At 73.0% G+C, this 26784-nt stretch carries 21 protein-coding genes, 4 tRNA genes and 1 other RNA gene; 16 read left to right on the top strand and 10 right to left on the bottom strand.

Features of this window, described 5'->3' with window-relative positions:
* Position 1: 1 nt before the first annotated feature.
* From ACFPZJ_RS08460 to ACFPZJ_RS08440, 5 genes are all read left to right on the top strand, one after another.
* Positions 2-2134 carry a penicillin acylase family protein gene (locus ACFPZJ_RS08460; protein WP_381019205.1) on the top strand — a complete coding sequence of 711 codons (2133 nt, stop codon included), beginning with the start codon at positions 2-4 and terminating at the stop codon, positions 2132-2134.
* Positions 2127-2744, top strand: coding sequence for a GNAT family N-acetyltransferase (locus tag ACFPZJ_RS08455; protein WP_381019203.1), 618 nt, complete (start codon positions 2127-2129; stop codon positions 2742-2744). Before ACFPZJ_RS08460 ends, ACFPZJ_RS08455 begins: the two co-directional genes overlap by 8 nt.
* Positions 2741-3214, top strand: a complete 474-nt coding sequence (locus ACFPZJ_RS08450) for a cupin domain-containing protein (RefSeq protein ID WP_381019201.1) — start codon at positions 2741-2743, stop codon at positions 3212-3214. The genes ACFPZJ_RS08455 and ACFPZJ_RS08450 overlap by 4 nt, the downstream gene beginning before the upstream one ends.
* A complete protein-coding gene (locus ACFPZJ_RS08445; RefSeq protein WP_381019199.1) occupies positions 3211-3975 on the top strand; it encodes an SDR family NAD(P)-dependent oxidoreductase in 765 nt (254 codons plus the stop codon). The genes ACFPZJ_RS08450 and ACFPZJ_RS08445 overlap by 4 nt, the downstream gene beginning before the upstream one ends.
* Before the next feature lie 199 nt (positions 3976-4174).
* Complete coding sequence (locus tag ACFPZJ_RS08440) at positions 4175-6142, top strand: copper resistance CopC/CopD family protein (protein ID WP_381020113.1); 1968 nt, start codon at positions 4175-4177, stop codon at positions 6140-6142.
* Here ACFPZJ_RS08440 and ACFPZJ_RS08435 read toward each other — a convergent pair.
* Both ACFPZJ_RS08435 and ACFPZJ_RS08430 read right to left on the bottom strand, forming a co-directional pair.
* A complete protein-coding gene (locus ACFPZJ_RS08435) occupies positions 6108-6992 on the bottom strand; it encodes a DUF72 domain-containing protein (protein WP_381019197.1) in 885 nt (294 codons plus the stop codon). The two genes, ACFPZJ_RS08440 and ACFPZJ_RS08435, sit on opposite strands and share 35 nt — an antisense overlap.
* Positions 6993-7521: 529 nt before the next feature.
* Positions 7522-7606, bottom strand: a tRNA-Ser gene (locus ACFPZJ_RS08430).
* Between the two features lie 72 nt (positions 7607-7678).
* On the opposite strand from ACFPZJ_RS08430, the gene ffs reads away from it, so the two are divergent.
* The 6 genes from ffs (at position 7679) to ACFPZJ_RS08400 (ending at position 16932) form a co-directional block, all read left to right on the top strand.
* An RNA gene (ffs, locus tag ACFPZJ_RS08425) (signal recognition particle sRNA small type) lies at positions 7679-7777 on the top strand.
* 86 nt (positions 7778-7863) lie between these two features.
* Positions 7864-10290 (top strand): DNA polymerase III subunit gamma and tau, encoded by a 2427-nt coding sequence (locus ACFPZJ_RS08420; protein ID WP_381019195.1) that lies wholly within the window; start codon positions 7864-7866, stop codon positions 10288-10290.
* A gap of 188 nt (positions 10291-10478) precedes the next feature.
* Positions 10479-11750, top strand: a complete 1272-nt coding sequence (gene purD, locus ACFPZJ_RS08415; RefSeq protein ID WP_381019193.1) for a phosphoribosylamine--glycine ligase — start codon at positions 10479-10481, stop codon at positions 11748-11750.
* Positions 11751-12063: 313 nt separating this feature from the next.
* Entirely contained in the window at positions 12064-14106 is a 2043-nt protein-coding gene (locus tag ACFPZJ_RS08410; protein ID WP_381019192.1) for a hypothetical protein, read from the top strand.
* 298 nt (positions 14107-14404) lie between these two features.
* Positions 14405-15913 (top strand): N,N-dimethylformamidase beta subunit family domain-containing protein, encoded by a 1509-nt coding sequence (locus ACFPZJ_RS08405; protein ID WP_381019190.1) that lies wholly within the window; start codon positions 14405-14407, stop codon positions 15911-15913.
* A gap of 119 nt (positions 15914-16032) precedes the next feature.
* Complete coding sequence (locus ACFPZJ_RS08400; protein WP_381019188.1) at positions 16033-16932, top strand: phosphoribosylaminoimidazolesuccinocarboxamide synthase; 900 nt, start codon at positions 16033-16035, stop codon at positions 16930-16932.
* Between the two features lie 74 nt (positions 16933-17006).
* On the opposite strand, the gene ACFPZJ_RS08395 is transcribed toward ACFPZJ_RS08400, so the two are convergent.
* The 8 genes from ACFPZJ_RS08395 to ACFPZJ_RS08360 all read right to left on the bottom strand — a co-directional run bounded on the left by ACFPZJ_RS08395 (position 17007) and on the right by ACFPZJ_RS08360 (position 21721).
* Positions 17007-17079: transfer RNA gene (locus ACFPZJ_RS08395), tRNA-Gly, on the bottom strand.
* Positions 17080-17102: 23 nt separating this feature from the next.
* Positions 17103-17723 carry a response regulator gene (locus tag ACFPZJ_RS08390; protein WP_381019186.1) on the bottom strand — a complete coding sequence of 207 codons (621 nt, stop codon included), beginning with the start codon at positions 17721-17723 and terminating at the stop codon, positions 17103-17105.
* A complete protein-coding gene (locus tag ACFPZJ_RS08385; protein ID WP_381019185.1) occupies positions 17720-19102 on the bottom strand; it encodes a sensor histidine kinase in 1383 nt (460 codons plus the stop codon). Before ACFPZJ_RS08385 ends, ACFPZJ_RS08390 begins: the two co-directional genes overlap by 4 nt.
* Before the next feature lie 65 nt (positions 19103-19167).
* Entirely contained in the window at positions 19168-19947 is a 780-nt protein-coding gene (locus ACFPZJ_RS08380; protein ID WP_381019183.1) for an ABC transporter permease, read from the bottom strand.
* 23 nt (positions 19948-19970) lie between these two features.
* Complete coding sequence (locus ACFPZJ_RS08375) at positions 19971-20924, bottom strand: ABC transporter ATP-binding protein (protein ID WP_381019182.1); 954 nt, start codon at positions 20922-20924, stop codon at positions 19971-19973.
* A 131-nt stretch (positions 20925-21055) separates the two neighbouring features.
* Positions 21056-21128, bottom strand: a tRNA-Gly gene (locus ACFPZJ_RS08370).
* Between the two features lie 80 nt (positions 21129-21208).
* Positions 21209-21280: transfer RNA gene (locus ACFPZJ_RS08365), tRNA-Gly, on the bottom strand.
* 123 nt (positions 21281-21403) lie between these two features.
* Entirely contained in the window at positions 21404-21721 is a 318-nt protein-coding gene (locus tag ACFPZJ_RS08360) for a histone-like nucleoid-structuring protein Lsr2 (protein ID WP_381019180.1), read from the bottom strand.
* A 349-nt stretch (positions 21722-22070) separates the two neighbouring features.
* Between ACFPZJ_RS08360 and purS the strand changes: the two genes are divergently transcribed.
* The 5 genes from purS to ACFPZJ_RS08335 all read left to right on the top strand — a co-directional run bounded on the left by purS (position 22071) and on the right by ACFPZJ_RS08335 (position 26779).
* Positions 22071-22334, top strand: coding sequence for a phosphoribosylformylglycinamidine synthase subunit PurS (gene purS, locus ACFPZJ_RS08355; RefSeq protein WP_010045045.1), 264 nt, complete (start codon positions 22071-22073; stop codon positions 22332-22334).
* Positions 22331-23011, top strand: coding sequence for a phosphoribosylformylglycinamidine synthase subunit PurQ (gene purQ, locus ACFPZJ_RS08350; protein WP_381019178.1), 681 nt, complete (start codon positions 22331-22333; stop codon positions 23009-23011). The genes purS and purQ overlap by 4 nt, the downstream gene beginning before the upstream one ends.
* Positions 23008-25266 carry a phosphoribosylformylglycinamidine synthase subunit PurL gene (purL, locus tag ACFPZJ_RS08345; protein WP_381019176.1) on the top strand — a complete coding sequence of 753 codons (2259 nt, stop codon included), beginning with the start codon at positions 23008-23010 and terminating at the stop codon, positions 25264-25266. The genes purQ and purL overlap by 4 nt, the downstream gene beginning before the upstream one ends.
* A 110-nt stretch (positions 25267-25376) precedes the next feature.
* Positions 25377-25877 (top strand): ArsR/SmtB family transcription factor, encoded by a 501-nt coding sequence (locus ACFPZJ_RS08340; RefSeq protein WP_381019175.1) that lies wholly within the window; start codon positions 25377-25379, stop codon positions 25875-25877.
* Positions 25878-25945: 68 nt separating this feature from the next.
* Entirely contained in the window at positions 25946-26779 is an 834-nt protein-coding gene (locus tag ACFPZJ_RS08335) for a M23 family metallopeptidase (protein ID WP_381019173.1), read from the top strand.
* The last annotated feature ends 5 nt before the right edge of the window (positions 26780-26784 follow it).

The raw sequence follows: 26784 nt of genomic DNA, 5'->3' as shown, positions 1-26784 counted from the left end.
GGTGGCCATCGAGATCTTCCGCGACGCCTGGGGCATCCCCCACCTGCGCGCGGGCAGCCCGGCGGAACTGGCCCGCGCCCAGGGCCGGGTGACCGCCCTCGACCGTGCCTGGCAGCTGGAGGTCGAGCGGCATCGCGCGCAGGGCACCACGGCGGCCTTCCTCGGTCCCGAGGCGCTGCCCTGGGACCGGTTCGCCCGGCGCGCCCGGCTCGCCGACACGGCCCGACGGTGCTTCGGGACGCTGGAGGGACGGGACCCGGAGACGGCCGCCTGGGTGCGGGCGTACGTCGACGGCGTGAACGAGGGGCTGACGGCGGCGACCGCACCCGAGTTCGCCCGGGTCGGCCTCGCCCCGGGCCGCTGGGAGCCCTGGACCCCGCTCGGTGTCTGGCTCGCCACGCACATCCTCTTCGCGGGCTTCCCGGCCAAGCTCTGGCGCGAACAGGTCGCCGCCCACCTCGGCCCGGACGCCGTCGGCCTGTTCGCCACCGACGGCCCCGGCACCTCAGGCAGCAACGGCTGGCTGGTGAGCGGGGCCCGGACCACCACCGGGCAGGCGCTCATCGCGGGCGACCCGCACCGCTTCATCGAGGACCCGGGCGTCTACCAGCAGATCCGCCTGTCCTGCCCCGAGTTCGACGTGATCGGCCTCGCCGTGCCCGGCGTCCCCGGCATCGCCCACTTCGGGCACACCGGCACGGTCGCCTGGGCCATCACCAACGCCATGGCCGACTACCAGGACCTCTACCGCGAACGGCTGCGCCGCACCGGCGCCGGGATCGAGGCCCTCGGCCCGGACGGGGTGTGGCGGCGGGCCGCCCGGCACACCGAGACGATCGACGTGGCGGGCGAGGAGCCCGTCGAGGTCGAGGTGGTCGAGACCGACCGGGGGCCGGTGATCATCGGTGGTCCGGAGGGCCTGGACGGAGGCGTCCCCGACCCTGGCGAGCCCCCGGTCGCCGTCGCCCTGCGCTACCCGCCCCGCGTCACCGGCGACCTCGGCTTCGAGGCGCTGCTGCCGTTGCTGCGGGCCCGCCGGGTCGCCGACGTGGACCGGGCCGTCGACCGGTGGGCCGAGCCGGTCAACGTCGTGCAGGCCGCCGACTCAAAGGGCGGGCTGCTGCACCGTGTCGCGGGCCGGGTGCCGGTGCGCGCCGAGGCCAACCGGGTCCGTCTGGTGCCCGCCTGGCAGCCCGGACACGAGTGGCGGGGCTGGCACGAGACACCCCGCGCGGACCTGACCGACGGCGTCGCCGTCATGGCCAACCAGCGCGGCCCGGCGGCTCCCCTCGGCGTCGAGTTCGCCCCGCCGCACCGCGCCGACCGCATCCGCGCCCTCCTCGCGGAGCGTGCCCGGTGGTCGGCCGCCGACATGCCCGCCATCCACACGGACACCCACCTGGGCTCCGCCGCGCCCTTGCTGGAGCGCGTCCGGGCACTCACGGACCTCACCCCGCGGGCGGCCCGTCTGCGCGACCGACTGCTGCGCTGGAACCGCCGGATGGACGCCACGAGCACGGACGCGGCGGCGTACGCGGCGGTGCGTTCGGCGGTCGTACGGCGGCTGGCGGCGCACCCGGCGTTCGCCGCGCTGGCCACGCCACCGGCGTACCCGGAGGTGTTCCTGCCCTGGCTCGCCCTGGTCCCGCGCATCGGCTTCGCCCTCGAACACCTGCTGGCGGCCGAGGAGTTGTACGGCGTCGACCGTCCGGCGGCCGTCCGCGCGGCGCTGGAGGAGGTGGCTGCTCAGACCGCCCAGGCCGCTCAGACGGCTGAAGCCGCCCAGGCCGCTGAACAGCCCGCCGCCACCTGGGGAGACACCCACCGCCTCGCCCCCTGGCGGGCCCTGCCGCCCGAGACGCCGTACGCCGAACCGGGCCTGTCCGGCGACCACGACTGCGTGCTGTGCACCTCCGCCGTGCCCGGGCTCACCGACCTCGCGGCGCGCGGCCCGGCCGCCCGGTACGTCTGGGACCTGGCCCGCCGGGAGGACAGCCTCTGGGTGGTGCCCCTCGGCGCCTGCGGCGTCCCCGGAACACCCCACCACCGCGACCAACTCCCCCTGTGGCTCCAGGGGGACCTCGTCCCGGTCGTCACCGACTGGGCGCAGTTGAAGAAGGAGACCGATGACTGACGTCCAGGACCCGTACGCCTCCCGCCCGGCCGTCCACGAGCAGGTGATCGACGGTTTCGGCACCGTGCGCGTGCTGCCGCTGGACGCCCGGGCCGACGCCGCGCTCGTCCACGGCTGGGTGCGCGAGGAACGGGCCGCGTTCTGGGGCATGACCGGCTTGACCGAGCGCCAGGTGGCCGAGATCTACGCCCACATGGACACCCTCGGCACACACCACGCCTTCCTCGTGCTGAAGGACGGCGAGCCCGCCGCGCTCCTGCAGACGTACGAGCCGGAGGCCGACCGCGTCAGCGAGTGCTACCCCGTCGAACCCGGTGACATCGGTCTCCACCTGCTGGTCGCGCCCCCCGGCCCGGGCGGCGCGCGGCCCGGCTGGACCTCCGGACTGCTCACCGCCGTCACCGCGTACGTCCTGCGGGGCCTGGACCGCACGCGGATCGTGGTCGACCCGGACGTGCGCAACGAGAAGGCGATCGCCCGTTTCCTCAGGCACGGCTTCACGGCGGGACCCGCGGTCGTGCTGCCCGAGATCGACCTCCGCGACGTGTACCTGCCCAGGAAGAAGGCGCAGCTCGCCTTCCTCGACCGGGCGGTAGCCTTCGGCGCGTGACCCCTGAGGACCTCATCGCCCACTACGGCTTGGAACCCATTCCGCGCGAGGGCGGTCTGTTCCGGCAGACCTGGGCCGGGCCCCCGCGGCCGGACGGCAGGCCGGAGGGCACCGCCATCGTCGCGCTGCTCACCGCGGGCGACTTCTCCGCCCTGCACCGTCTGCCCACCGACGAGATCTGGCACTTCCACCTCGGCGACCCGCTGGAGCTGCTGCTCCTCGCCCCGGACGGGACGGCGCGCACGGCCGTGCTCGGACCCGACGTCCTCGGCGGCCAGCAGGTGCAGCTGACCGTCCCCGCGCGCACCTGGATGGGCGCCCGCGTGGTGACGGGCGGCGCGTGGACCCTGTTCGGCTGCACGATGGCGCCCGGCTTCACGTACGAGGGCTACGAACACGGCGACGCGGCGCAGCTGACGGCGCGTTACCCGGAGCAGGCCGACCGCATCAGGGAGCTGAGCCGTCCATGAGCCTGCTGGAGGGCCAGGTCGCCCTGGTGACGGGCGCGGGCGGCGGCATCGGCCGGGGCATCGCGCTGCGGTTCGCCGAGGAGGGCGCGGCCGTGGCGCTGCACTGCCGTACGTCGGAGGAAGCGGCGCGGGCCGTGGCGGACCGTGTCCGCGCGGCGGGCGGCGCGGCCGTCGTGCTGCGGGCCGACCTGACCGACGAGGACGCGTGCCGACGCCTGGTGCGTGAGGCCGCCGAGTGGGGCGGCGGCCGGCTGACCGCGCTCGTCAACAACGCGGGCGTGCAGCCCGTCCAGGAACTCGCCGGGATGACGGTGGCCGACTGGCGGGCGGTCGTGGACACCAATCTGTCGAGCGTCTTCGCCTGCACCCAGGCGGCGGCGGAGCTCATGCGGGAGCAGGACGGCGGGGGCACGATCACCCACATCGCCTCCGTGGAGGCCCGCACCCCGGCACCGGCCCACGCCCACTACTGCGCCTCCAAGGCGGCGGTCGTGATGCACGCCCGCTCGGCGGCCCAGGAGTACGGCCCGTGGGGCGTACGCGTCAACACGGTCTCCCCCGGCCTCATCGACCGGGAGGGGCTGGCGGAGGCGTGGCCGGAGGGCGTGCGGCGGTGGCGGCAGGCCTCGGCGGTCGGCCGCCTGGGCCGCGCGCAGGACGTGGGCGACGCGTGCGTGTTCCTGGCCTCGCGGCTGGCGTCGTGGATCACCGGACACGACCTCGTCGTGGACGGCGGGGTCTCGGCCCGGCCGACGTGGTGAGCGGGCCGGGCGCACTCGGTGAGCGTGTGGGTCGGGTGGCGCCGGGTGTGCGCGTGGCGGTTCGGGCGGCAACCGGTGAGCGTGTGGCGGGCCGCGTCCGTACGTATCCGTGAGGCGGCGAGTCCGACAACGGAGAAGCGACGTGAGGTGTGACCGTGCGTACGACGGAAGCCGAGGATGGCGGCGACTTCGAGGGCTGGTGCTGCTGGGCACCGTGCTGGTCCTGCTCCTCCTCGGCGGTGCGGGACCGGCGACGGCCCACGCCGCCCTCAAGAGCACCGACCCCGACGACGGAGCCGTCCTCAAGTCGGCCCCCCGCGCTCTCACCCTGACGTTCACCGAGTCCGTCGGCCTGCTCGACGACTCCTTCCGTGTCTACGACCCCGACAACCACCGGGTGCGCCTGGGCGAGCCGCGCCACGCGGACGACCGTTCCGACACCGCCCGCATCACCCTGCCCGCCGACCTCGGCGAGGGCACCTTCACCGTGGCCTGGCGGGTGGTGTCGGCCGACAGCCACCCGGTCTCCGGCGCCTTCACCTTCTCGGTCGGCAAACCCTCCCCGACTACGGCCGCCGTGCCCACGGACGTCGCCGAGCACCCGCTGACCGGCAGCCTGCACGACACCGCGCGCCTCCTCGCCTACCTCGCCGTCGCCCTCCTCATCGGTACGGCGGCGTTCGCGGCCCTGTGCCGCCCACCGGACCCGTCCCCGCTGCGACGGCCGCTGCAGGCCGGCTGGTGGACGCTGCTGGCGTCCACCGTGGTCCTGCTCGTGCTGCGCGGCCCGTACGAGGCGGGAACGAGCCCGGCGACCGCCCTGGACCCCTCGGCCCTCGGCCGCACCCTGACCAGCCGCCCGGGCCTCGCCCTGCTGGCCCGGCTGGCCCTGCTGCCGGTGACGGCGGTCTTCCTCGTACGACTGTCCCGCCCCCCGGCGCCCGACCGCACCTCGCCCGCCGCCCTCACGGCAGGCGGCACCCTCGCCGTGGGCCTGGCCCTGACCTGGGCCTCCGCCGAGCACGCCTCCGCCGGGATCCAGGTACCGCTGGCGATGACCTCGTCGGTCCTGCACCTGCTGGCCACGGCGGTCTGGCTCGGCGGCCTGGTGGCCCTGCTGACCCTGCTGCGCCGCTCGCAGCCCGCGGCCGCGCTCCCGCTGAACACCGTCGCCCGCTTCTCCCGCATCGCCTTCGCCTCCGTCACCGTCCTGGTGGTCACCGGCGTCTACCAGTCCTGGCGCGGCCTGGGCTCCTGGCCCGCCCTCACCGCAACGTCGTACGGCCGGACCCTGCTCCTGAAACTGGCGGCGGTGGTCGCGCTGCTGATGGCGGCGGGGTATGCGCGGCGGTGGACGACGGGGCTGGTCGCGGCGGAGGCCGATGCGGGGCGTACGGCGGGGGCCGACGAGGGGGTCGAGACGGCCGTACGGGAACGGGTGCTGGAGCCGGTGGGCGGTCGGCGGCCGCCCACCGGTCCGCCGGCCTCACCGGACCGCCAGCCGGACCCGCAGCCGGGGTCGAAGCCGGAGCCGGAGCCGAAACCGGCGTCGAAGCCGGCGTCGAAGCAGCGCGAGAAGCCGGGGAAGCCGGAAGAGCTGGGGGAGTCGAAGGACTCGATGGACCCGAAGGACCCGATGAACGTCGCTGCGCCGGCCGACGCCGTGCCGGGCGAAGCTCACCGCCGCTCCCTGCGCCGCTCCGTGCTGGCGGAAGTGGCCGTCGCCGCCGCGGTGTTGACGGCCACCACCGTGCTGACCGGCACACTGCCCGGACGCGCGGAGGCCGAGGCGGCCCAGGCGCCCGCGACGACCCCAGGGCTGCCCGCGGCCACGGTCGTGACGGTGCCGTTCGACGTCGGCACGCCGGGCGGCAGCGGCACGGTGCAGATCACCCTGGACCCGGGCCGCACCGGCGACAACGGCGTGCAGGCCGTGGTCTTCGGCCCCGACGGCGGTCTGACCACCATCCCCGAACTACGGCTGTCCTTCACGCTCGCCGCCCGGAAGATCGGCCCGATCGACGCCAGGCTGACCGACCGGGGCGGCTACTGGGCCACGAACGACCTGACCCTCCCCCTCCCGGGCACCTGGACGATGAAGGCGACGGTCAGGGTGTCGGAGCTGGACCAGGTCAGTGTGACGAAGCCGGTGCGGATCGCCGGGTAGCGGGCCGCCGGTCGAGCAGCCGCGTCATCGCCTCGGCGGCCCGGACGGCCGCGTCGCCGCAGCAGTTGTTGAACAGCACGTGGACCTGGTCGGCCCGCTCGGCGAGCCGGTCCAACCGGGGCAGCCACTCGGCGAGTTCCTCGTCGCGGTAGCCGTACCGGAACCGCTCCTCCTTGGTCCCCGTACCCCAGGCGGCGCTGCGCCCGTGGAACCGTACGACGGACAGCCGTGCAGAGGTGACGGGTGTGACGGGAGGGATGGAGGCCGGGAGCGTCTGCACCATGTCGACGGCGACGGCGGCCATGCCGTACCGCGCGAGCAGCGCGCCCGTCTCCCGCGCCCGCCCCTCCTCCCACCAGGAGGGATGCCGGAACTCCACGGCGACGGGCCATCCGCGCGTGCGCCCCGCGGTGTCCGCCAGGAACCGCTCGGCCCGCTCTCCGGGCCGGAACCACGGCGGGAACTGGAACAGCACCCCGCCCAGCCGCCCGGCCCGCCGCAGCGGCTCGACGCCCTCGGCGAACCGCGCCCACACCTCGTCCAGCACCCCCGGGTCCCGGGTGTCGGCCGGCAGCCCGGGCGGCAGCGCGGAACTCCGCGTCGGATGCCCGGTGAGCATCGAGAAGGCCTTCACGTCGAACACGAACCCGTCCGGCGTCCGCTCGGCCCACAGCCGACTGTTGCGCTCACTCGGCAGGGCGTAGTACGTGGCGTCCACCTCGACGACCGGAAACCGCTCGGAGTAGTACCGCAACCGCCCCTCGGCGTCCCGCCGCCCCGCCGGATACCAGCCGCTGCCGACCAACGCCCGGTCGGTCCAGGAGCACGTGCCCACCAGGATGTCGCCCATGGGGTGCGGTTACCCGGCAAGTCGGCGGCCAGACTGACGATCCGTCAGTCACCGGCGGCCTCGCGGCCGGTCGCCGGTCAAGCGGAGTGGGTTGGGAGGTCGTCTTCATCGACGACTACGGATGCGCGGCTGTAGGCGATGCCCGACGCACCGGCGGGGTCGAGGACACGGCGTTCGCTTGACGGGACAGTCGTTTTTCCAGGCTGCTTCGGGGTGCGGGCGTACGGGACGCCCGTCTCCATGACGCTCGCCACACCACCGCGACCGTCCTCCTGTTCCCCGGCGTCCCGGACGTCGGGATCGACTCGATCATGGGCGGGGAGTCCCGGGGAGCGGCCCGCCCGCCCGATGCATGTGACGGGCATCATGGTCCGCAAGGTCGCGCAGCAGGTGGGAGAGGCGCTCCGGGAGCCGCTCTGAGAACCGTCCGGCACGCCCGCTACCAGTCGAAAAGCCGACCGAGACGGAAACCGAGACGGACAAACGCCAGAGGGCCGGACCGCTGATGCGGTCCGCCCCTCTGAGCCGGCGGAGGATACGAGATTCGAACTCGTGAGGGGTTGCCCCCAACACGCTTTCCAAGCGTGCGCCCTAGGCCTCTAGGCGAATCCTCCGCCGGAAACATTACATGACCGAGAGGAGTGCTCGCGAACTCGTTCCCCGCGGCGGACATCGGGTACTCTTCGGGAAGCCCCTCACGCGGCGCTATCTGACTGAACTCCCCCAGGGCCGGAAGGCAGCAAGGGTAGGTCGGCTCTGGCGGGTGCGTGGGGGGCGCTTGCGTTTCCGGGTCGCCCGGGCTCCCCGGTGGGCCGTTGCCCGGTTCCGTGGGCGGGGCTGGATGTCAGTGCGCGCCTATAACCTCGTAAGCGTGTCGTCTCTCGCGCTGTACCGCCGCTATCGCCCGGAGTCGTTCGCCGAGGTCATCGGGCAGGAGCATGTCACCGGCCCGTTGCAGCAGGCGCTGCGGAACAACCGGGTCAATCACGCGTACCTGTTCAGCGGTCCGCGCGGCTGCGGCAAGACGACCAGCGCACGCATCCTGGCCCGCTGCCTGAACTGCGAGAACGGGCCGACGCCGACGCCCTGCGGGGAGTGCCAGTCCTGCCGTGACCTGGCCCGGAACGGGCCCGGCTCGATCGACGTCATCGAGATCGACGCCGCCTCGCACGGCGGCGTGGACGACGCACGTGACCTGCGGGAGAAGGCCTTCTTCGGGCCTGCGCGGAGCCGGTACAAGATCTACATCATCGACGAGGCCCACATGGTCACGTCGGCCGGCTTCAACGCGCTGCTCAAGGTCGTCGAGGAGCCGCCCGAGCATCTCAAGTTCATCTTCGCGACCACCGAGCCCGAGAAGGTCATCGGGACGATCCGGTCGCGCACCCATCACTATCCGTTCCGGCTCGTGCCGCCCGGGACGCTCCGGGAGTACCTCGCCGAGGTGTGCCAGCAGGAGAACATCGCGGTCGAGGACGGTGTCCTGCCGCTCGTCGTGCGGGCCGGCGGCGGGTCCGTGCGTGACTCGATGTCCGTCATGGACCAGCTGCTGGCGGGAGCCGGTGCCGACGGTGTGACGTACGCCATGGCCACCGCGTTGCTCGGGTACACCGACGGCTCGCTGCTCGACTCCGTCGTCGAGGCCTTCGCCACAGGGGACGGGGCCGCCGCCTTCGAGGTCGTCGACCGGGTCATCGAGGGCGGGAACGACCCACGCCGCTTCGTCGCCGATCTGCTGGAGCGGCTGCGGGATCTCGTGATCCTCGCCGCTGTCCCGGACGCGGCGGAGAAGGGACTCATCGACGCCCCGGCCGATGTCGTCGAGCGGATGCAGGCGCAGGCCGGTGCCTTCGGTGCCGCAGAGCTGAGCCGTGCCGCGGACCTCGTCAACGAGGGGCTGACGGAGATGCGCGGCGCCACCTCGCCCCGTCTCCAGCTCGAGCTGATCTGCGCCCGCGTGCTGCTGCCGGCCGCCTACGGCGACGAGCGGTCCGTCATGGCCCGCCTCGATCGCATCGAGCGCGGTGTGCACTTCTCGGCGGGTGCCGGCATGCCCGCCATGGGATACGTGCCCGGGCCGGACGTGCACGGAGGAGCGGCCGGCGCCGTGCCGGTTCCGCCGGGAGGCGGACCCGCCGCGGCCAGGGCCGCCGTACGGGCTTCGGGAGCGCCGCAGGGTGCCGACGGCATCAGTGACAACGGCAGTGGCAGTGGTGATGCGGGTACCGCCGCCGGGCCCGGGGTGCCTGCCGGTCCCGCTGGGGGATCCGGCCCCGCCGACTCCGGTCCTGCCGACCTCGGTCCTGCTGCTGGTGGACAGCCGCAGCCTGCTCAAAGGCCGGCCGTCACGCCACCGGCACAGACGCCCGCACCGCCTGCACCTGCCTCCGCCCCCTCGCCTTCTCCCTCTCCCTCAGCTGCGTCCGCGCCCGGCGCCTGGCCCACCGCGGCCCCCGCCGGCAGTGGCCGTCGGCCCGGCGGCTGGCCCACGGCCGCACCCGCCGGCGGCGGGCAGTCCCCGGCCGCGGCGAACCCCTCCGCACCCGGTGGGCCCGGGCCGAACGCCTCCTCACCGACGCCACCGTCCGCCGCTCCCACGCCCGCCGCCCCGGCTCCCGCACCCGCTGCCGCGCCCTCGCCCGGCGGCCTCGACCCCCGCATGCTCTGGCCCAACATCCTGGAGGCCGTCAAGAACCGGCGGCGGTTCACCTGGATCCTGCTCAGCCAGAACGCCCAGGTGACCGGCTTCGACGGGACGACCCTCCAGCTCGGCTTCGTGAACGCGGGCGCGCGGGACAACTTCCTCAGCAGTGGCAGCGAGGACGTGCTGCGGCAGGCGCTGGCCGAGCAGTTCAACGTCCAGTGGAAGATCGAGGCGATCGTCGACCCCTCCGGCGGCTCGGCCGCTCCGGGTCCCGGCGGGCCCTCCGGCTTCGGCGGCCGTGGCGGAAACCCCGGCGGCGGCGGTGGTGCCGGCGGTGGCGGCTACGGCGGTGGCACCGGCGGTGGCGGCTACGGCGGTGCCACGACCGCCCAGCGACCGGCCGCCCCGCCGCAGGCGACGACCGCCGCCCCTGCCCAGCCGACGCGGCCTCCGACGGGCGCGGCGGCTCCCGCGCCCACCCCGGCTCCGGCCCCCGTGCCCCGGCCCTCCGCCCCGGAGCCTCCGCCCGTCTCGCCCGAGGACGACATCCCCGAGGACGACGATCCCGACCTCGACGAGTCCGCCCTCTCCGGCCAGGAGCTCATCGTCCGGGAGCTGGGGGCGACGGTGGTCGAGGAGTACACCAACGAGTAGCCGGGCGGGCAAGAACGAGCCACGTGGGAACGAGCTTGCGGGACCAAGCCGAACCCACCCCCCCCAGCTACCAGCCCTGCCGACAGCCCCGAAGGGACCCGCCTTGGAGGAAGCTCCAAGCGGACTCCTCCCGCCCCTTCAGCAGCCCACACAAACCCCCCAGGCCCCCTCCGGTTAGGCTGACCCCTGTGAAGGTCCTCGTCATCGGCAGCGGCGCCCGCGAACACGCCCTGTGCCACTCCCTGTCCCTCGACCCCGACGTCACCGCGCTGCACTGCGCCCCCGGCAACGCCGGCATCGCCGAGGTCGCCGAGCTGCACCAGATCGACGCCCTGGACGGCGCGGCCGTGTCCGCACTGGCCGCGCGGCTCGGCGCGGACCTGGTCGTCGTCGGCCCGGAGGCACCGCTCGTCGCCGGTGTCGCCGACGCCGTGCGCGAGGCGGGCATCCCGGTCTTCGGCCCCTCCAAGGAGGCCGCGCAGCTCGAGGGCTCCAAGGCCTTCGCCAAGGACGTCATGGCGGCGGCCGGAGTGCCGACGGCACGCTCGTACGTCTGCACGACGGCGGAGGAGGTCGACACGGCTCTCGACGCCTTCGGTGCTCCGTACGTCGTCAAGGACGACGGTCTCGCGGCCGGCAAGGGCGTCGTCGTCACCAGCGACCTCCAGGCGGCCAGGGCGCATGCCGCCGGCTGCGAGCGCGTGGTGATCGAGGAGTACCTCGACGGCCCGGAGGTCTCCCTCTTCGCCGTCACCGACGGTGAGACCGTCCTCCCCCTCCAGCCGGCCCAGGACTTCAAGCGCGCCCTCGACGACGACGAGGGCCCGAACACGGGCGGCATGGGCGCGTACTCCCCGCTGCCCTGGGCCGACCCCAAGCTGGTGGACGAGGTCCTCCAGACCGTGCTCCAGCCCACCGTCGACGAGATGCGCCGCCGCGGCACGCCGTTCTCCGGGCTGCTCTACGCCGGTCTCGCGATCACCTCGCGCGGCGTACGGGTCATCGAGTTCAACGCCCGTTTCGGCGACCCCGAGACCCAGGTCGTCCTGGCCCGCCTGCAGACGCCGCTGGCCGGTGTCCTGATGGCCGCCGCCACCGGCAACCTCGCCCACCTGGAGCCCCTGCGCTGGAGCGACGAGGCCGCCGTCACGGTGGTCGTCGCCTCCCACAACTACCCCGGCACCCCGCGCACCGGCGACCCGATCACCGGCCTCGACGAGGTCGCCGCCCAGGACGCCCCGCACGCGTACGTGCTGCACGCCGGAACCAGGCGCGACGGCGACGCCGTCGTCAGCGCGGGCGGCCGGGTCCTGTCCGTCACGGCCACCGGCAAGGACCTGACCGAGGCCCGCGACCGCGCGTACCGGGCCGTCTCCCGCATCCACCTCGACGGTTCCCAGCACCGTACGGACATCGCGGCGAAGGCGGCGCAGGGGGCGAAGACGGCGCAGGGGGCGTGAGCCCACGCCGTAGATGAGCCGCCGATGAACCCCACGGGCCCCGGATTCGTCTCAGAGTCCGGGGCCTGTTGTGACACCGTCCGGATCCGGGGCCTGATCCTCGCTGTCCGTCATCCACCTTTCCCCAAAGCCATTCCATCGAGTGACCGGTGCCCCATCCGGCTGACGGGGGACGAGCCCCCAACTAGGGTGCGGCGCAAGCGTTCCGGCACTTGGCCCACCGGCATTGCGATGTCAGTGGTGGGTGCCACAGTGGGGGAGTGAGCAACGCCAGGACAGCGTCAGGACCGCTGGGAGGGGGTGAGGTCGGATCGTGACCGGAATCGGTGTGGAGGTGGGTGCGCAGGCCGCGCGCGGCCGGGCGCTCGCCGTGCTGCGCATCCGCAGCCGGGCCCTGGCCATCGCCCTGCTGCCCGCGGCCGGCGCCGTCATCCTGCTCGTCGGCGGTTCGACGGGCCACCTCGTGGGTCCGGGCTGGGATGTCGCGCGCTGGGCCGTGACGCCCCTCGCGGTCCTCGTGCTGCTCGCCGCCGGCGGTGTCGCCCTGGTGGTCGCACGCGCCCGCCCCGCCATGAGCCCGACGGTTCCCCTCGCCCAGGAGGCGGCCCCCGACCTGTACCGGATGGTGCGCGATCTCGCCGACCGGCTCGACGTCCCCGCCCCTTCCGCGATAGCGCTCACCCCGGACTGCGACAGCTGGCTTGAGGACCGTACCCATCCGGCCCACGGCCCGCCGCCGCGCTCCCGGTTCCGCCCCCGCACGCCCGACCGGCGCGAGGACCGACCAGACCGTCCCGACGGGACCGACCGAACCGACCGGACAGGCCGGGCCGACCGGCCCGCCCCCGGTGACCGGTCCGACCGGGACGACATCGACAGCACGAGCCGGTTCGCACACCGCCGGACCACCGACGCCCCGGTGCTCGTCATCGGCTCGCCGTTCCTGTGGTGGATGCGCGTCGGCGAGCTGCGCGCGGTCCTCGCCCCGGTCGTCGCCGGTACGGGCCCCGCGGCCCACCCCGACATAGCGGCCGCCCGGCGCTTCATCCGGGGTCTGGACGCCGCGGTGGCGGTTGCCTCGACCCGCAACCGGTGCCCGCTGTCCCGCCTGGCGTGCTCGGGCCTGGGCTGGGCCGCCCGGCTGCTGTTGCGCAGCTGCCGCGGTCATGCCGCCGAGATGGAGCGCGGAGTCGCCGCAGCCGCCGCCGAGCGTGCACAGGCTGTGGATTACGGGCTGCGGATCGTCGCCCAGGAGCAGGTCGGCCTCGCGTACGCGGGCTGGGACCGTCTGCTCACCCGCGTGGCACTGCCCGCCTGGCGGATGGGCCGCTGGCCCTCCCGGCTGGACGCCGGTGTGGTCGCGGCGCTCACCGACCTGTCCCGCCGGGACCGGCTGGCCGAGGGCTTCGCCTCCCGGCTGGGCGAGCGCCCCGCCTGCGACCTGCTGGAGGAGCCCGGCGCGGTGGACGAGGCGGCCTCCCTCCTCGCCGCCCGCCTCTTCCACGGAGGCCCCGCCGAGCCCGGCCCCGAATGGTCCCCGGTGGACTGGAGCGATTACCCCGACGAGGTCGTGGACCGCAAGTGGCGCACCGACGCGGCCCGCCTCCACCGCGTCCTGGACGCGCTGGGCGTACGCTCCGCCCCCGGCGCCCCGACCGGGAACGCCGAGGGCCCCACCCTCGCCCGGGTGATCGACCACCTGACACAAGCCACCCAGCCCGCCCAGCCCGCAGGATCCACCCAGCCCGCCCAGCCCACGCAGTTCATCGAGACCTCTCAGACCCCCGGCACGGACCGCACCCCCGGCACAGACCACACCGCCGCGTCAAACCAACCCCCGGGGACAGCTCGGACAGCGGAAACGCCCCCGCCCCCCGAACCCCCCACCCCGAGAACCGACGACGAAGAAGACCTCTCCGGTGCCACCCCCCGCAGCGCCGCCCTGGCCGCCCGCCTCAGCGTGGAACTGGCCCGAGAGGAGGCCGGCACGACCCGGACGGCCTCCGCATCCACCTCCGGCTCCGCCACCGCCACCCCCACTTCCACCGCCACACCAGGCACCGCGCTGTGGGACGACCACGCCCTGCCGCTCTTCCCCCTCCAGCCCCCGCGCACCGCCCGCGAGCTCCTCGCCGACCACATCACGGCGATGGTGTGCTGCGCGGCCATGGACACCGCCGGCGCGGTCCCGGGCCTCGACTGGCTCGACGGCCCGTCCCTGCTCGTCAACGGCGAGCGAGCGGCCGACCTGTCCCCCGGAGTCCTGTCCCTCATCGAGGACGGCGACCCGACGCCCCTGCGCACATGGCTGGCACGGCTGGGGATACGCCCCGAGAAGCCGGTACGACTCGTCTGAACCGCCGCACGGGCACTCGGCGGCACCCCACCATTCCGGACGCCCCGCTTCCGCTTTCGGTCAATTAAAGACGAACGGTGACGGACTGCGTGCGTTATGTGATGTGCTTGGACCGATCGCGCACATGGCAAGGGCTTACGGCACAGGCCAGACACAAGCGCCACACCACGCCAAGCGAAACACGCGCGACCGCAAGAGCCCCGGCACGGGGCAGCACCACGCGCCACCCAGCCACACACATCCACACCGCACCACGACGACCGCACCACCACGGGGGCGAAGGGGAGGGGAGCCAACCATGGGGTCGGAGCAGATCCGCCGCTGGGAGTCGGGAGCACTCGCGCACGCCGTGACGGATCCCTTCGGACAGGGCCCGGTCCCCTGGCTGCGCGGCAGGGAGACGTACTTCGCCGAGTCGGGCCAGGTCGTCCCCTGGTACGTCGACCCGGTGGAACCGGAACCGGTCCCCGCGCCCCGGAAGCAGGGCAGGGCGCGGATCCCCGCACCCCGTTCCTCCGGCGGCCCCCGCTCGGCCGACGACGTGCACCGCCAGATCAAGGGCTTCACCGCCACCGGCGCGGCCGCGCCCGGCGAGGCGATCGACTTCCACATCACCGTCGACCCGCCCCAGGAATTCAGCGTCGACATCTACCGCATCGGCCACTACGGCGGCGACGGCGCGGCCAAGATCACCACGAGCCCCCGCCTGTCCGGCATCGTCCAGCCCCCGCCGCTCACCGCCGACCGTACGGTCTCCTGCCACCACTGGTGGCTGTCCTGGCGGTTGCAGATCCCGTCGTACTGGAGCGTCGGCGCGTACGTCGCCGTCCTGACCACCGCCGACGGCTACCGCTCCCACGTCCCCTTCACCGTCCGCGACGACCGCGCCGCGGACCTGCTCCTCCTCCTGCCCGATATCACCTGGCAGGCGTACAACCTGTACCCCGAGGACGGCCGCACCGGCGCCAGCCTCTATCACGCCTGGGACCACGACGGCCGACTGCTGGGCGAGGCCGACGCCGCCACGACGGTCTCCTTCGACCGCCCCTACGCCGGCTGGGGCCTGCCCCTGCACGTGGGCCACGCCTACGACGTCATCCGCTGGGCCGAGCGCTACGGCTACGACCTCGCCTACGCCGACGCCCGCGACCTGCACTCCGGCCGCGTCGACCCGACCCGCTACCGGGGCCTGATCTTCCCCGGCCACGACGAGTATTGGTCCATCCCGATGCGCCGCACGGCCGAACGCGCCCGCGACCACGGCACCTCGCTGGTCTTCCTCTCCGCCAACACCATGTACTGGCAGGTCGAGCTCGGCCCCTCCCCCTCCGGTGTCCCCGACCGCCTGCTGACCTGCCGCAAGCGCAAGGGGCCGGGCAAGCCGGTGCTGTGGCGGGAGATCGACCGGGCGGAGCAGCACCTGCTCGGCATCCAGTACGCGGGCCACGTCCCCGAGCCGCACCCGCTGATCGTCCGCAACGCGGATCACTGGCTGTGGGAGGCGACGGGGGCGCACGAGGGCGACGCGATCGAGGGACTGGTCGCGGGCGAGGCCGACCGCTACTTCCCGCGCACCCCGCTGCCCGAGCACGACGAGCGGATCCTGCTCGCCCATTCCCCGTACACGGACAAGGAGGGCGTCGTCCGCCACCAGGAGACGTCCCTGTACCGTGCTCCGTCCGGCGCCTGGGTGTTCGCGTCCGGAACGTTCGCATGGTCCCCGGCCCTGGACCGCCCCGGCCACGTCGACGCCCGTGTCCAGCGCGCCACCGCCAACCTCCTGGACCGCATCTGCAAACGCGACTGACCCACTGTCCGCGATCATCTGCCCGTACGGGACAATCGGAGCACTGGCCCGCCCGTCTCCCACCACCACCCTGATCGAGCCCTGCGGGCACCCCATTGTTCGAACCACGGGGAGGAACCGTGTCCGGATTCGTCGAAAAGCCTGAGCCGACCCAGGTTCCGGGCCTGGTGCATCTGCACACCGGCAAGGTGCGTGAGCTGTACCAGAACGAGGCGGGCGACCTCGTGATGGTCGCCAGCGACCGCATCTCCGCCTACGACTGGGTGCTGCCGACCGAGATCCCCGACAAGGGCCGCATCCTCACGCAGCTCTCCCTGTGGTGGTTCGACCAGCTCGCCGACCTGGTCCCCAACCACGTCCTGAGCACCGAACTGCCCGCCGGCGCCCCCGCCGACTGGCAGGGCCGCACCCTGGTCTGCAAGTCGCTGCGGATGGTCCCGGTGGAGTGCGTGGCGCGCGGCTACCTCACCGGCTCGGGCCTCGCCGAGTACGAGGAGTCCCGTACCGTGTGCGGCCTCGCCCTCCCCGAGGGCCTGGTGGACGGCTCCGAACTGCCCGCCCCGATCTTCACCCCGGCCACCAAGGCCGCCGTCGGCGAGCATGACGAGAACGTCTCCTACGAGGAGGTCGCCCGCCAGGTCGGCGCGGACACCGCGGCCCGGCTGCGCCAGGCGACCCTCGCCGCCTACTCCCGCGCCCGCGACATCGCCCGCGAGCGGGGCATCATCCTGGCGGACACCAAGTTCGAGTTCGGCTTCGAGGACGACAACCTCGTGATCGCGGACGAGGTGCTCACCCCCGACTCCTCCCGTTTCTGGCCGGCCGACCAGTGGCAGCCGGGCCGCGCGCAGCCGTCGTACGACAAGCAGTTCGTGCGCGACTGGCTGACCTCCCCGGAGTCCGGCTGGGACCGCAGGAGCGAGCAGCCCCCGCCGCCGCTGCCGCAGCACGTCGTGGACGCCACGCGCGCCAAGTACGTGGAGGCGTACGAGCGGCTGACGGGCATGAGCTGGAGCTGAACGGGCACCCGGGCTCCACGCGGGTGCCCGGGGACGCCGAAGGCCCCGGTCGATGACCGGGGCCCTGGGAACGGAGCGGACGACGAGGCTCGAACTCGCGACCTCAACCTTGGCAAGGTTGCGCTCTACCAACTGAGCTACGTCCGCGTTGCGCCGTGGCGCGAGAGCAACTATACCCAACCTCGTTCCCGCGCGAGACGCACTGCCGCGTGACGGTTCTCCGCCCCCAGTTTCGAGACGGCCGCCGACAGGTAGTTCCGTACGGTCCCCTGTGACAGCGCGGCCCGCTCCGCGATCTCCGCGACGGGCGCCCCGTCGGCGGCGAGCTCCAGCACCTCGGCCTCCCGCGCGGTCAGCGGCGAGTCCCCGGCGGCGATCGCGTCGGCGGCCAACTCGGGGTCGACGTACCGGTTTCCGGCGTGCACGGTACGGATGATCTCCGCCAGCCGCTGCGCGCTCACGGTCTTCGGTACGAACCCCCGCACGCCGGCCGCCAGCGCCCGCTTGAGATGCCCGGGCCGCCCGTGGCTGGTCACGATCAGCACCTGGCAGTCGGGCAGTTCGGCCCGCAGCGATGTGGCGACCTTCACACCGTCCGCGCCGGGCATCTGCAGGTCCAGTACGGCGACGTCGGGCGCGTGGGCCCGGGCCATCGCCAGCGCCTCGGGCCCGCTGGCGGCCTCGGCGACGACCATGAGGTCGTCCTCCAGGCTCAGCAGAGCGGCCAGCGCGCCGCGGATCAGATGCTCGTCGTCGGCGAGCAGCAGACGAACGGGCGCGGCGGACGTCATGACGTGACCTCGCTCACGGGATGACCAACGGACGACGTGAGCGCGGGGCCCGAGAGCGCGGCCTCCGCCGGCGCCGGAGCAGCCTCCCCATCAGCAACGGCAACACCCCCGTCCCCGCCGGCCACACCCGAGGGCAGCGGTACCTCGGCGACCAGCCGGAACGTCCCCCGCCCGGCGGGCCCGGCCCGCAGCGTCCCGCCGATCTCCGTCAGCCGCTCCCGCAGCCCGGCCAGCCCGGACCCACCCCGGATGCCCCCGCCGTCCCGGCCACCCCCGACACCCCCACCCAGCCGCTGCCGCTCCTGCGGCACCCCGTCGTTCTCCACCGACAGCACCACCCGGCCCTGGGCCACCCGCAGCTCCACCGCGCAAGTTCGGGCGTCGCCGTGGCGCAGGACGTTGGTCGCCGCCTCCCGGACGGCCCAGCCCAGCGCGGACTGCACCGCGACGGGCAGCCCGGCGGCCGATCCGGTGACTGTGCAGTCGATGCCGGCCGCTTCCAACACGCCCTGCGCACCGGCGAGTTCCGTGCCGAGGTCGGCCTCGCGGTACCCGCGTACGACCTCCCGCACCTCCCGCTGCGACTCCTGTGCCAGGCGCTGCACCTCGACCATCTGCGCCACGGCCTCCGGCCGGCCCCGCTGGGCGAGCTGCACGGCCAGTTCGCTCTTCAGCGCGATGACCGCCAGGTTCCGGCCCATCACGTCGTGCAGGTCCCGACCGAACCGCAGCCGCTCCTCGGCGACGGCGAGCCGGGCGCGGGTCTCGCGGGCCTCGTCGAGTTCGTAGACGGCGTTCAGCAGCCAGACGGAGAAGACGTAGGTGAAGGCCACGAAGCCGCCGCCGGCCAGTACGGCGACCGCCGCGACGAGCGCGGCGGGCCCGGGGATGCCCAGCGGGAAGGACACCAGTCCGGCTCCCACCGCGACGCCCCCGACGACCGCGAAGACCCGTCGCCGGTTGGGAACCCCGAGCGCGATGATCCCGGCCCCGAAGCACAGCACACCGCCGAAGACCTGCCCGGCCGCGGTCTGCATGTCCTTGCCGCCGGGGCCGTGCTGGGTGAGGAGGATCGCGGCGATCGCGATGACCGCGGTGACGGCGCCCACTCCCCACAGGAGCCGTACCGGCCGTTCACGGCGGCCCCGCGTCCAGTCCAGCGCCCGCGACGCGGTCACCGCGCAGAGCGCGGCGTGCGCGGCGACGAGCAGGAACAGCAGGAGTGCGAGCCGCGGTTCCACCTGGTCCGCCTGGCCGAAGGCCGGGAGCCCGATCGCGGTCAGCTCGATCAGTCCGAAGAAGTGGAACGACCAGCGCGTGTAGGTCTCGACCTTGGCCGGCGTGCTCTTGCGCCGCCACCATCCCCCCGGCTTCCGCATCTGCGCGCTCTCCCCGTTCTCCCCGCTGGTGCCGTCTCCCCCGGGGCTCGGTCGGTCCCCGTACGTCAGCGCCGTGGCTCCCAACGGAACCACCGCCGTACAGCAAACACCGCCACGGCCGTCCAGGCCACCGCCACGGCGATGGCGCCCAGCGCCTCGGCCGCCGCCAGGTCACCGGTCCAGCCGCCGCGCACCAGTGTGATGGCGGGTGTCAGCGGCAGCAGCTCGCAGACGGAGGCCATCCGGGCGGGCAGCAGTTCCAGGGGGATGGTGACGCCGGAGCCGAGCATCGAGACGAGCATCAGGGGCATGGAGGTGACCTGGGCGCTCTCGACGGTCCTGGTGAAGCTCGCGGTGAGGGCGGCGAGCGAGGCGCACAGCACGAGTCCGAACAGCAGGCCCAGGACGGCCAGGTGAGGAGCCGGCGGCGCGGGGACGTCCAGCAGGACGGTGCAGCCGACGGCCAGCACCGGCGACTGGACGAACCCGGTGGCGGTGGCCGGGAGCGCGCCCCCGGCCAGGATCTCGGCGTCGCGCGGCTCGCCGGTGCGCAGCCGCTTGAGCACGAGTTCCTCACGCCGGGCGACGAACGCGCCGACGAGCGCCCCGTACACGGCGAACAGCAGCGAGAAGCCGATCGCGGCGGGCAGGACGACCGTGCCGACGGTCAGCCCCGCCTCCTTCAGGTCCATCTCCTCGGCCCAGGTCCGCACGCTGACCGGCAGCACCAGCGGCACGAACAGCGCGGCGACGAGCGTGCCCTTGCTACGGCCCAGCAGCGTCAGCTCGGCCCGGGCGAGAGCCGCCATACGGCTCACCGGTGTGGTGGTGGCCATCCCACTCATCGCACCACTCCCACTCGCTCCACTCACGCCACGTACTCCTCGACAGACTCGGACGCCTCGCGGGCGATCCCCAGAAACGCCTCCTCCAGCGACGCCGACCGCACATCCAGCCGGCGCAGCTCGACCCCGGCCCGCTCGGCCCACACCAGCAGCCCGGTCGCGGCCCGCTGCAACTCCCGGGTGCGCAGCCGTACGACACGCCCGTCTGTCTCGTGCCCGCACACGCCGAGCTCGGCGAGCGGCGGCAGGTCGCCGAGGAAGTAGCCGTCGGGCAGGTCGAAGGAGATCCGGGACGGCTGGGAGGCGGTCACCTCGGCCGGTGTCCCGGCGGCGGCGATGCGCCCCTGGTGGAGGATGGCCAGCCGGTCGGCGAGGTTCTCGGCCTCCTCCAGGTAGTGCGTGGTCAGCAGCACCGTCGTCCCGCCGTCGCGCAGCGCCCGCACCAACTCCCAGGTGTCGCGGCGCCCTTCGGCGTCCAGGCCGGTCGTCGGCTCGTCCAGGAACAGCACCTCGGGCTTGCCCAGCAGGGCCAGCGCCAGGTCCAGCCGCCTGCGTTCACCCCCGGACAGCTGTTTCACCCGTACGTCGGCCTTCTCCACGAGCCCGACCAGCCGGAGGGCCTCCTGCGGCGGGCGCGCCCCGCTCACGCAGCCCGCCCACATCCGCGTGGTCTCGGCGACGGTCAGCTCGGACGGAAAGCCGCCCTCCTGCAGCATCACCCCGGTCCGGGGCCGTACGGCGGCCCGGTCGGCGTAGGGGTCGTGGCCGAGGACCCGGACCCGGCCGCCGGCCGGCGGTGCGAGGCCCTCCAGCAGTTCGACGGTCGACGTCTTGCCCGCGCCGTTGGTGCCCAGCAGGGCGAAGATCTCCCCGCGCCGCACGGCGAAGCCGATGCCGCGCACCGCCTCGAACCCGCCCCCGTACACACGCCGAAGGTCAGTGACCTCAATCACGTGTTCGTGTTCGTTCGGTTCCATGCCCCCAGCGTCCCGGCGGCGCGGGCCCGGCAGCAGTGCGCGCTGTCATCACTCGGCATGACAAATGTCAGAGGAGGCCGTATCGGAGCACGAAAAGACCCCGGCCCATCAGGACCGGGGTCTCATTCCCGAGCGGACGACGAGGCTCGAACTCGCGACCTCAACCTTGGCAAGGTTGCGCTCTACCAACTGAGCTACGTCCGCATTGCCTCCGACCGGCTTTCACCGATCGGTGCGAGCACCAGCCTACCTGATCCACAAGAGTGCTCGGTACGGCGATGCAGAGCGGGTGACAGGAATCGCACACTGCGCCTTCCCCCTGGAAGGGGGATGTTCTACTACTGAACTACACCCGCGCGACCTGAGTGAGCTGGGCCTTTCGGCCTCGCCCCTCGGCGTGCTCCAGACTCTAGCTGATCAGCGGGGGTGCTGCGCAAGTCGGTTGTCGCGAGGGGCGGCTGACCGGGCGCCAGGCGGGCTCACTGGGCCGCGGCGAACGCCTCGTAGACCTTCTTGGGGATGCGGCCGCGCGCGGGGACCTCCATCTTGTTGGCCTGGGCCCAGGCCCGCACGGCCGCCGGGTCGGGGGCGACCTCCGTCTGCCGGTAGGCCCGGCCGGACCGCGTGCGCTTGCGGCCGGCCGCGACGTACGGCGCGAGCGACTTGCGCAGTTTCCTGGCATTGGCTTCATTCAGGTCGATCTCGTACGACTTGCCGTCGAGTCCGAAGGCGATCGTTTCCGCCGCTTCCGAGCCGTCCATGTCGTCAAAGAGCGTGACCACGACCTTCTGCGCCACGAATATCGGTCCCTTCGTGCGACATCCCCGATGGCGTCTGCGATGACGTGCCGGGACGTCGCGGAGATGTCGGCTGTCCGCCTGTAATTGGGCAAAGTATCCGCTAATGACAATTCATTTGTACAGTGCCCGGCAATGCAAAGTGAAGCCCGACTAAATCTGCCCGCGTGTCCCGGCGCAATAGGGATACGTGACCGAACGGGGATCTTTCCCGGAACTTTTCACTCCTTCCTCCCTGCGATGCGGAATCGTGACCGGGCTCACGTAGATTCCTACAACTCTACTCGCGTAGAAATTTTGTGCGGGTAGTCTGAAGGAACCTGCTCAGCACCACACACCGGGAGTGCCAGTGGCACGCGTCGTAGTCGACGTCATGCTCAAGCCGGAGATCCTCGACCCCCAGGGCCAGGCGGTGCAGCGCGCACTGCCGCGGCTGGGTTTCGAAGGGATCTCGGACGTCCGCCAGGGAAAGCGTTTCGAACTGGAAGTTGACGGGCCGGTCGACGAGGCCGCCCTCGCCCGCATCCACGATCTTGCGGAATCCTTCCTCGCCAACACCGTGATCGAGGACTTCACCGTCCGGGTCGAGGAAGTCGCGGAGGCCGTGAAGTGACCGCTCGTATTGGCGTCGTCACTTTCCCGGGCTCTCTCGACGACCGGGACACGCAGCGTGCGATCCGGGTCGCGGGCGCCGAGCCGGTCGCCCTGTGGCACAAGGACAAGGACCTCAAGCAGGTCGACGCCGTGGTGCTGTGCGGTGGTTTCTCCTACGGCGACTATCTGCGGGCCGGAGCCATCGCCCGCTTCTCGCCGGTGATGGAGCCGCTGATCGAGCAGGCGAGGGCCGGTCTGCCGGTCCTCGGCATCTGCAACGGCTTCCAGATCCTCACCGAGGCCCACCTGCTGCCCGGCGCCATGCTCGGCAACGACCACCTGCACTTCATCTGCCGCGACCAGAAGCTGCGGGTGGAGAACGCGGACACCGCCTGGACCACCGACTACACGGCCGGCCAGGAGATCCACATCCCGCTGAAGAACATGGACGGCCGCTACGTGGCCGACCAGTACACGCTGGACAAGCTGGAGGCCGAGGGCCGGGTGGCGTTCCGCTACCTGGACTTCAACCCCAACGGCTCGCTCAACGACATCGCCGGCATCACCAACGAGGCCGGCAACGTCGTGGGCCTGATGCCGCACCCGGAGCACGCCGTGGAGCCGCTCATCGGCACCGGCCGCACCGACGGCCTCCCCTTCTTCACCTCGATCCTCAAGAAGCTGGTCAACGCATGAGCCGGACGCCTCTGGACACGGTCGAGCACGCGGCCGCGACCCCCGACGTCGAGCTGCCCTGGGCCGAACTGGGCCTGAAGAAGGACGAGTACGAGCGCGTGGTCGAGATCCTCGGCCGCCGGCCCACCGGTGCCGAGCTCGCCATGTACTCGGTCATGTGGTCCGAGCACTGCTCGTACAAGTCCTCCAAGGTCCACCTCCGCCAGTTCGGCGAGAAGGCCCCGGAGAACGACGCCCTGCTCGTCGGCATCGGCGAGAACGCCGGTGTCGTCGACGTCGGGCAGGGCTACGCGGTCACCTTCAAGGTCGAGTCGCACAACCACCCGTCCTACGTCGAGCCCTACCAGGGCGCGGCCACCGGTGTCGGCGGCATCGTCCGCGACATCATCGCGATGGGCGCGCGGCCGGTGGCGGTCGTGGACCCGCTGCGGTTCGGCGCCGCCGACCACCCCGACACCAAGCGCGTCCTGCCGGGCGTCGTCGCGGGCATCGGCGGCTACGGCAACTGTCTGGGCCTGCCGAACATCGGCGGCGAGGTCGTCTTCGACGCCTGCTACCAGGGCAACCCGCTGGTCAACGCCGGCTGCATCGGCGTGATGCGGCACGAGGACATCCACCTCGCGAAGGCGTCCGGCGCCGGCAACAAGGTCATCCTGTACGGGGCCCGGACCGGCGGCGACGGCATCGGCGGCGCCTCGATCCTGGCCTCCGAGACCTTCGACGACGCCAAGCCGTCGAAGCGCCCGGCCGTCCAGGTCGGCGACCCCTTCCAGGAGAAGCTCCTCATCGAGTGCACCCTGGAGGCCTTCCGGGAGAAGCTGGTCGTCGGCATCCAGGACCTAGGCGCGGCCGGACTGTCCTGCGCCACGTCCGAGCTGGCCTCGAACGGTTCCGGCGGCATGCGCGTCACCCTGGACGACGTACCGCTGCGCGACTCCACGCTCTCGCCGGAGGAGATCCTCATGAGCGAGTCGCAGGAGCGCATGTGCGCGGTCGTCGAACCGGACAAGGTCGACCGCTTCCTGGAGATCTGCGACAAGTGGGACGTCATCGCCACCGTCATCGGTGAGGTGACCGACGGCGACCGCCTGGAGATCTACTGGCACGGCGAGAAGATCGTCGACGTCGACCCGCGCACGGTCGCGCACGAGGGCCCCACCTACGAGCGCCCCTACGCCCGCCCGTCCTGGCAGGACGAGCTCCAGGCCGACGATGCCGGCAAGCTGCCGCGCCCGCAGACGTCCGAGGAGCTGAAGGACCAGGTCCTGAAGCTGGTCGCGTCCCCCAACCAGGCCTCCAAGTCCTGGATCACCTCCCAGTACGACCACTTCGTGCAGGGCAACACCGTCCTCGCCCAGCCCGAGGACTCCGGCATGATCCGCATCGACGAGGAGACCGGCCTGGGCGTGGCCATCGCCACGGACGGCAACGGCCGGTACGCCAAGCTCGACCCGTACACGGGCGCACAGCTGGCGCTGGCGGAGGCGTACCGCAATGTCGCCACCACCGGTGCCAAGCCGCTGGCCGTCTCCGACTGCCTGAACTTCGGTTCGCCCGAGGACCCGGCCGTCATGTGGCAGTTCGCCGAGGCCGTGCGCGGTCTCGCGGACGCCTGTCAGCAGCTCGGCACGCCGGTGACCGGCGGCAACGTCTCGCTCTACAACCAGACGGGCGAGGCCGCCATCCACCCGACGCCGGTCGTCGCCGTCCTCGGCGTGATCGACGACGTGGCCCGCCGCACGCCCGTCGCCTTCCAGGAGGAGGGCCAGCTGCTCTACCTCCTCGGCGACACCCGTGAGGAGTTCGGCGGCTCGGCCTGGTCGCAGGTGATCCACGACCACCTGGGCGGCCTGCCCCCGCAGGTCGATCTGGAGCGTGAGCGGCTGCTCGCCGACATCTTGGTCTCCGCCTCCCGCGACGGCATGATCGACTCCGCGCACGACCTGTCCGACGGCGGTCTGGTCCAGGCCGTGGTCGAGTCGGCGCTGCTCGGCGGCAAGGGCGCGCGGCTGGTCGTACCGGACGGGCTCGACGCCTTCACCTTCCTGTTCTCCGAGTCGGCCGGGCGCGCGGTCGTGGCCGTGCCGCGCTCTGAGGAGCTGCGCTTCACCGACATGTGCGGCGCCCGGGGCCTGCCGGCCACCCGCATCGGCGTCGTCGACGGCGACACGGTGGAGGTGCAGGGCGAGTTCACGCTCTCCCTGACGGAGCTGCGCGAGGCACACGAGGGCACGATCCCGGCGCTGCTCGCGTAACCGATCCGAGCGCTCCCCGAAGCCCCCGTCCGGTCCGCCGGGCGGGGGCTTCGTCGTGTCGCGCGGAGCCTCTCTTGCATTGGATTACGTAGTTACGTAATGTCGTAGCCGTGGATCTCGAACAACGCGTCGCCGATCTCGAGCGCCGGCTGGCGGCCCTGGAGGCCGCGGGGCGGACCGCCCCGGGTATCGGCGAGGGCGACTTCTGGGCCCTGGAGGGGCTGAAGGAGCAGCTGGCCGAGCTCGGCGCGGCGGACGGCGGCGTGCTGTTCACCGGCGCCGTACGGCTGCCGACCGGGGAGCGGTACGAGTGGCAGCACGGCACGCTCGTCGAGGGCCTGCTGGGGGAGGACTGGCCGTCGGCCGCCGAGTCGTTCGCCGCGCTCGGACACCCGGTGCGGCTGCGCCTGCTCCGCGAGATCCTCGGCGGCCGGCGCACCGCCGCCGAACTCGCCGAGTCGGAGGAGGTCGGCACGACCGGCCAGATCTACCACCACCTGCGCCAGCTGACCGGCGCCGGCTGGCTGCACACCACCGGACGGGGGCGCTACGAGGTGCCGCCGGGCCGTGTGGTGCCGCTGCTCGTCGTCCTGTCCGCGGCCCGGCCCTGAGGAGGCCGTGGCCTGTCCGCGGCGCCGGCCCTGACCAGGCCGGCGCCGACACCACGAGGGGGGAGTCCATGTCCGGACGCACACTGGCCAATATCACCTACCGAGGTCTGCAACTGACCTTCTTCGTCCTGGTCGCAGCCCACATCACGCTGGATCCCGGCTATCCGTGGTGGTGGAACCTGCTGCCGCTCGTCCTGTCGTGGGCCCTTCTCGTCGCGGCCCACCGGTGGGGCGGCGCCCCGGACAGCCCGCGCGCCGCCCGGGAACCCGTCGAGGTCGCCCCGCCCGTGACGGGCCGCTGGACCGCGCGCAACAGCCCGGCCGACCGCACGCCCAGCCACGGCACCCACGCCTACGGCCAGACCTTCGCCATCGACGTCGTCGCCGAACCGGAGCAGGGCACCCGCCCCGGCTTCCGCCCGCTGTGGCCGCTCGCCCGCCGCGCCGACGCCTATCCGGCCTTCGGCGCCCCGCTCCTCGCGGTCGCCGACGCCACCGTCGTACGGGCCACCGACCGGCAGCGCGACCACCTCAGCCGCACCTCGCTGCCGGGGCTGCTGTATCTGATGTTCCTGGAGGGGGCCGTGCGCGACCTGTTCGGCGCCACCCGGATCGTGGGCAACCACGTCGTCCTCGATCTCGGCGACGGCACCTACGCCCTGTACGCCCACCTCCAGCGGGGTTCCCTCGCCGTCCGCGAGGGCGACCGGGTGCGTCCGGGGCAGCTCCTCGCCCGCTGCGGGAACTCGGGCAACTCCTCCGAGCCGCACCTGCACTTCCAGCTGATGGACGGCCCCGACCCGGACACCGCCCGGGGCGTCCCCTTCACCTGGCAGGGCATCGGTGTGCCCCGCGACGGCGAGGTGTTCGAGGCGCCCTCGACGGCCTCCCGGCCCGCCTAGGCTGA

Origin of the sequence: Streptomyces bullii (assembly GCF_042657145.1) — a bacterium.
Taxonomy (GTDB): Bacteria; Actinomycetota; Actinomycetes; order Streptomycetales; family Streptomycetaceae; genus Streptomyces; species Streptomyces bullii.
The sequence above is the reverse complement of the archived record's forward strand: the minus strand, read 5'-3'. Positions and strand labels throughout refer to the sequence as shown.

What these genes read in the sequence shown, in the direction of transcription:
- ACFPZJ_RS08455 (WP_381019203.1), top strand. Translation starts at nt 2,127, where the DNA reads ATGACTGACGTCCAGGACCCGTACGCCTCCCGCCCGGCCGTCCACGAG.
- ACFPZJ_RS08405 (WP_381019190.1), top strand. Translation starts at nt 14,405, where the DNA reads ATGGGGTCGGAGCAGATCCGCCGCTGGGAGTCGGGAGCACTCGCGCAC.
- ACFPZJ_RS08435 (WP_381019197.1), bottom strand. Translation starts at nt 6,992, where the DNA reads ATGGGCGACATCCTGGTGGGCACGTGCTCCTGGACCGACCGGGCGTTG.
- ACFPZJ_RS08445 (WP_381019199.1), top strand. Translation starts at nt 3,211, where the DNA reads ATGAGCCTGCTGGAGGGCCAGGTCGCCCTGGTGACGGGCGCGGGCGGC.
- ACFPZJ_RS08380 (WP_381019183.1), bottom strand. Translation starts at nt 19,947, where the DNA reads ATGAGTGGGATGGCCACCACCACACCGGTGAGCCGTATGGCGGCTCTC.
- ACFPZJ_RS08335 (WP_381019173.1), top strand. Translation starts at nt 25,946, where the DNA reads ATGTCCGGACGCACACTGGCCAATATCACCTACCGAGGTCTGCAACTG.
- ACFPZJ_RS08390 (WP_381019186.1), bottom strand. Translation starts at nt 17,723, where the DNA reads ATGACGTCCGCCGCGCCCGTTCGTCTGCTGCTCGCCGACGACGAGCAT.
- purL (WP_381019176.1), top strand. Translation starts at nt 23,008, where the DNA reads ATGAGCCGGACGCCTCTGGACACGGTCGAGCACGCGGCCGCGACCCCC.
- ACFPZJ_RS08375 (WP_381019182.1), bottom strand. Translation starts at nt 20,924, where the DNA reads ATGGAACCGAACGAACACGAACACGTGATTGAGGTCACTGACCTTCGG.
- ACFPZJ_RS08385 (WP_381019185.1), bottom strand. Translation starts at nt 19,102, where the DNA reads ATGCGGAAGCCGGGGGGATGGTGGCGGCGCAAGAGCACGCCGGCCAAG.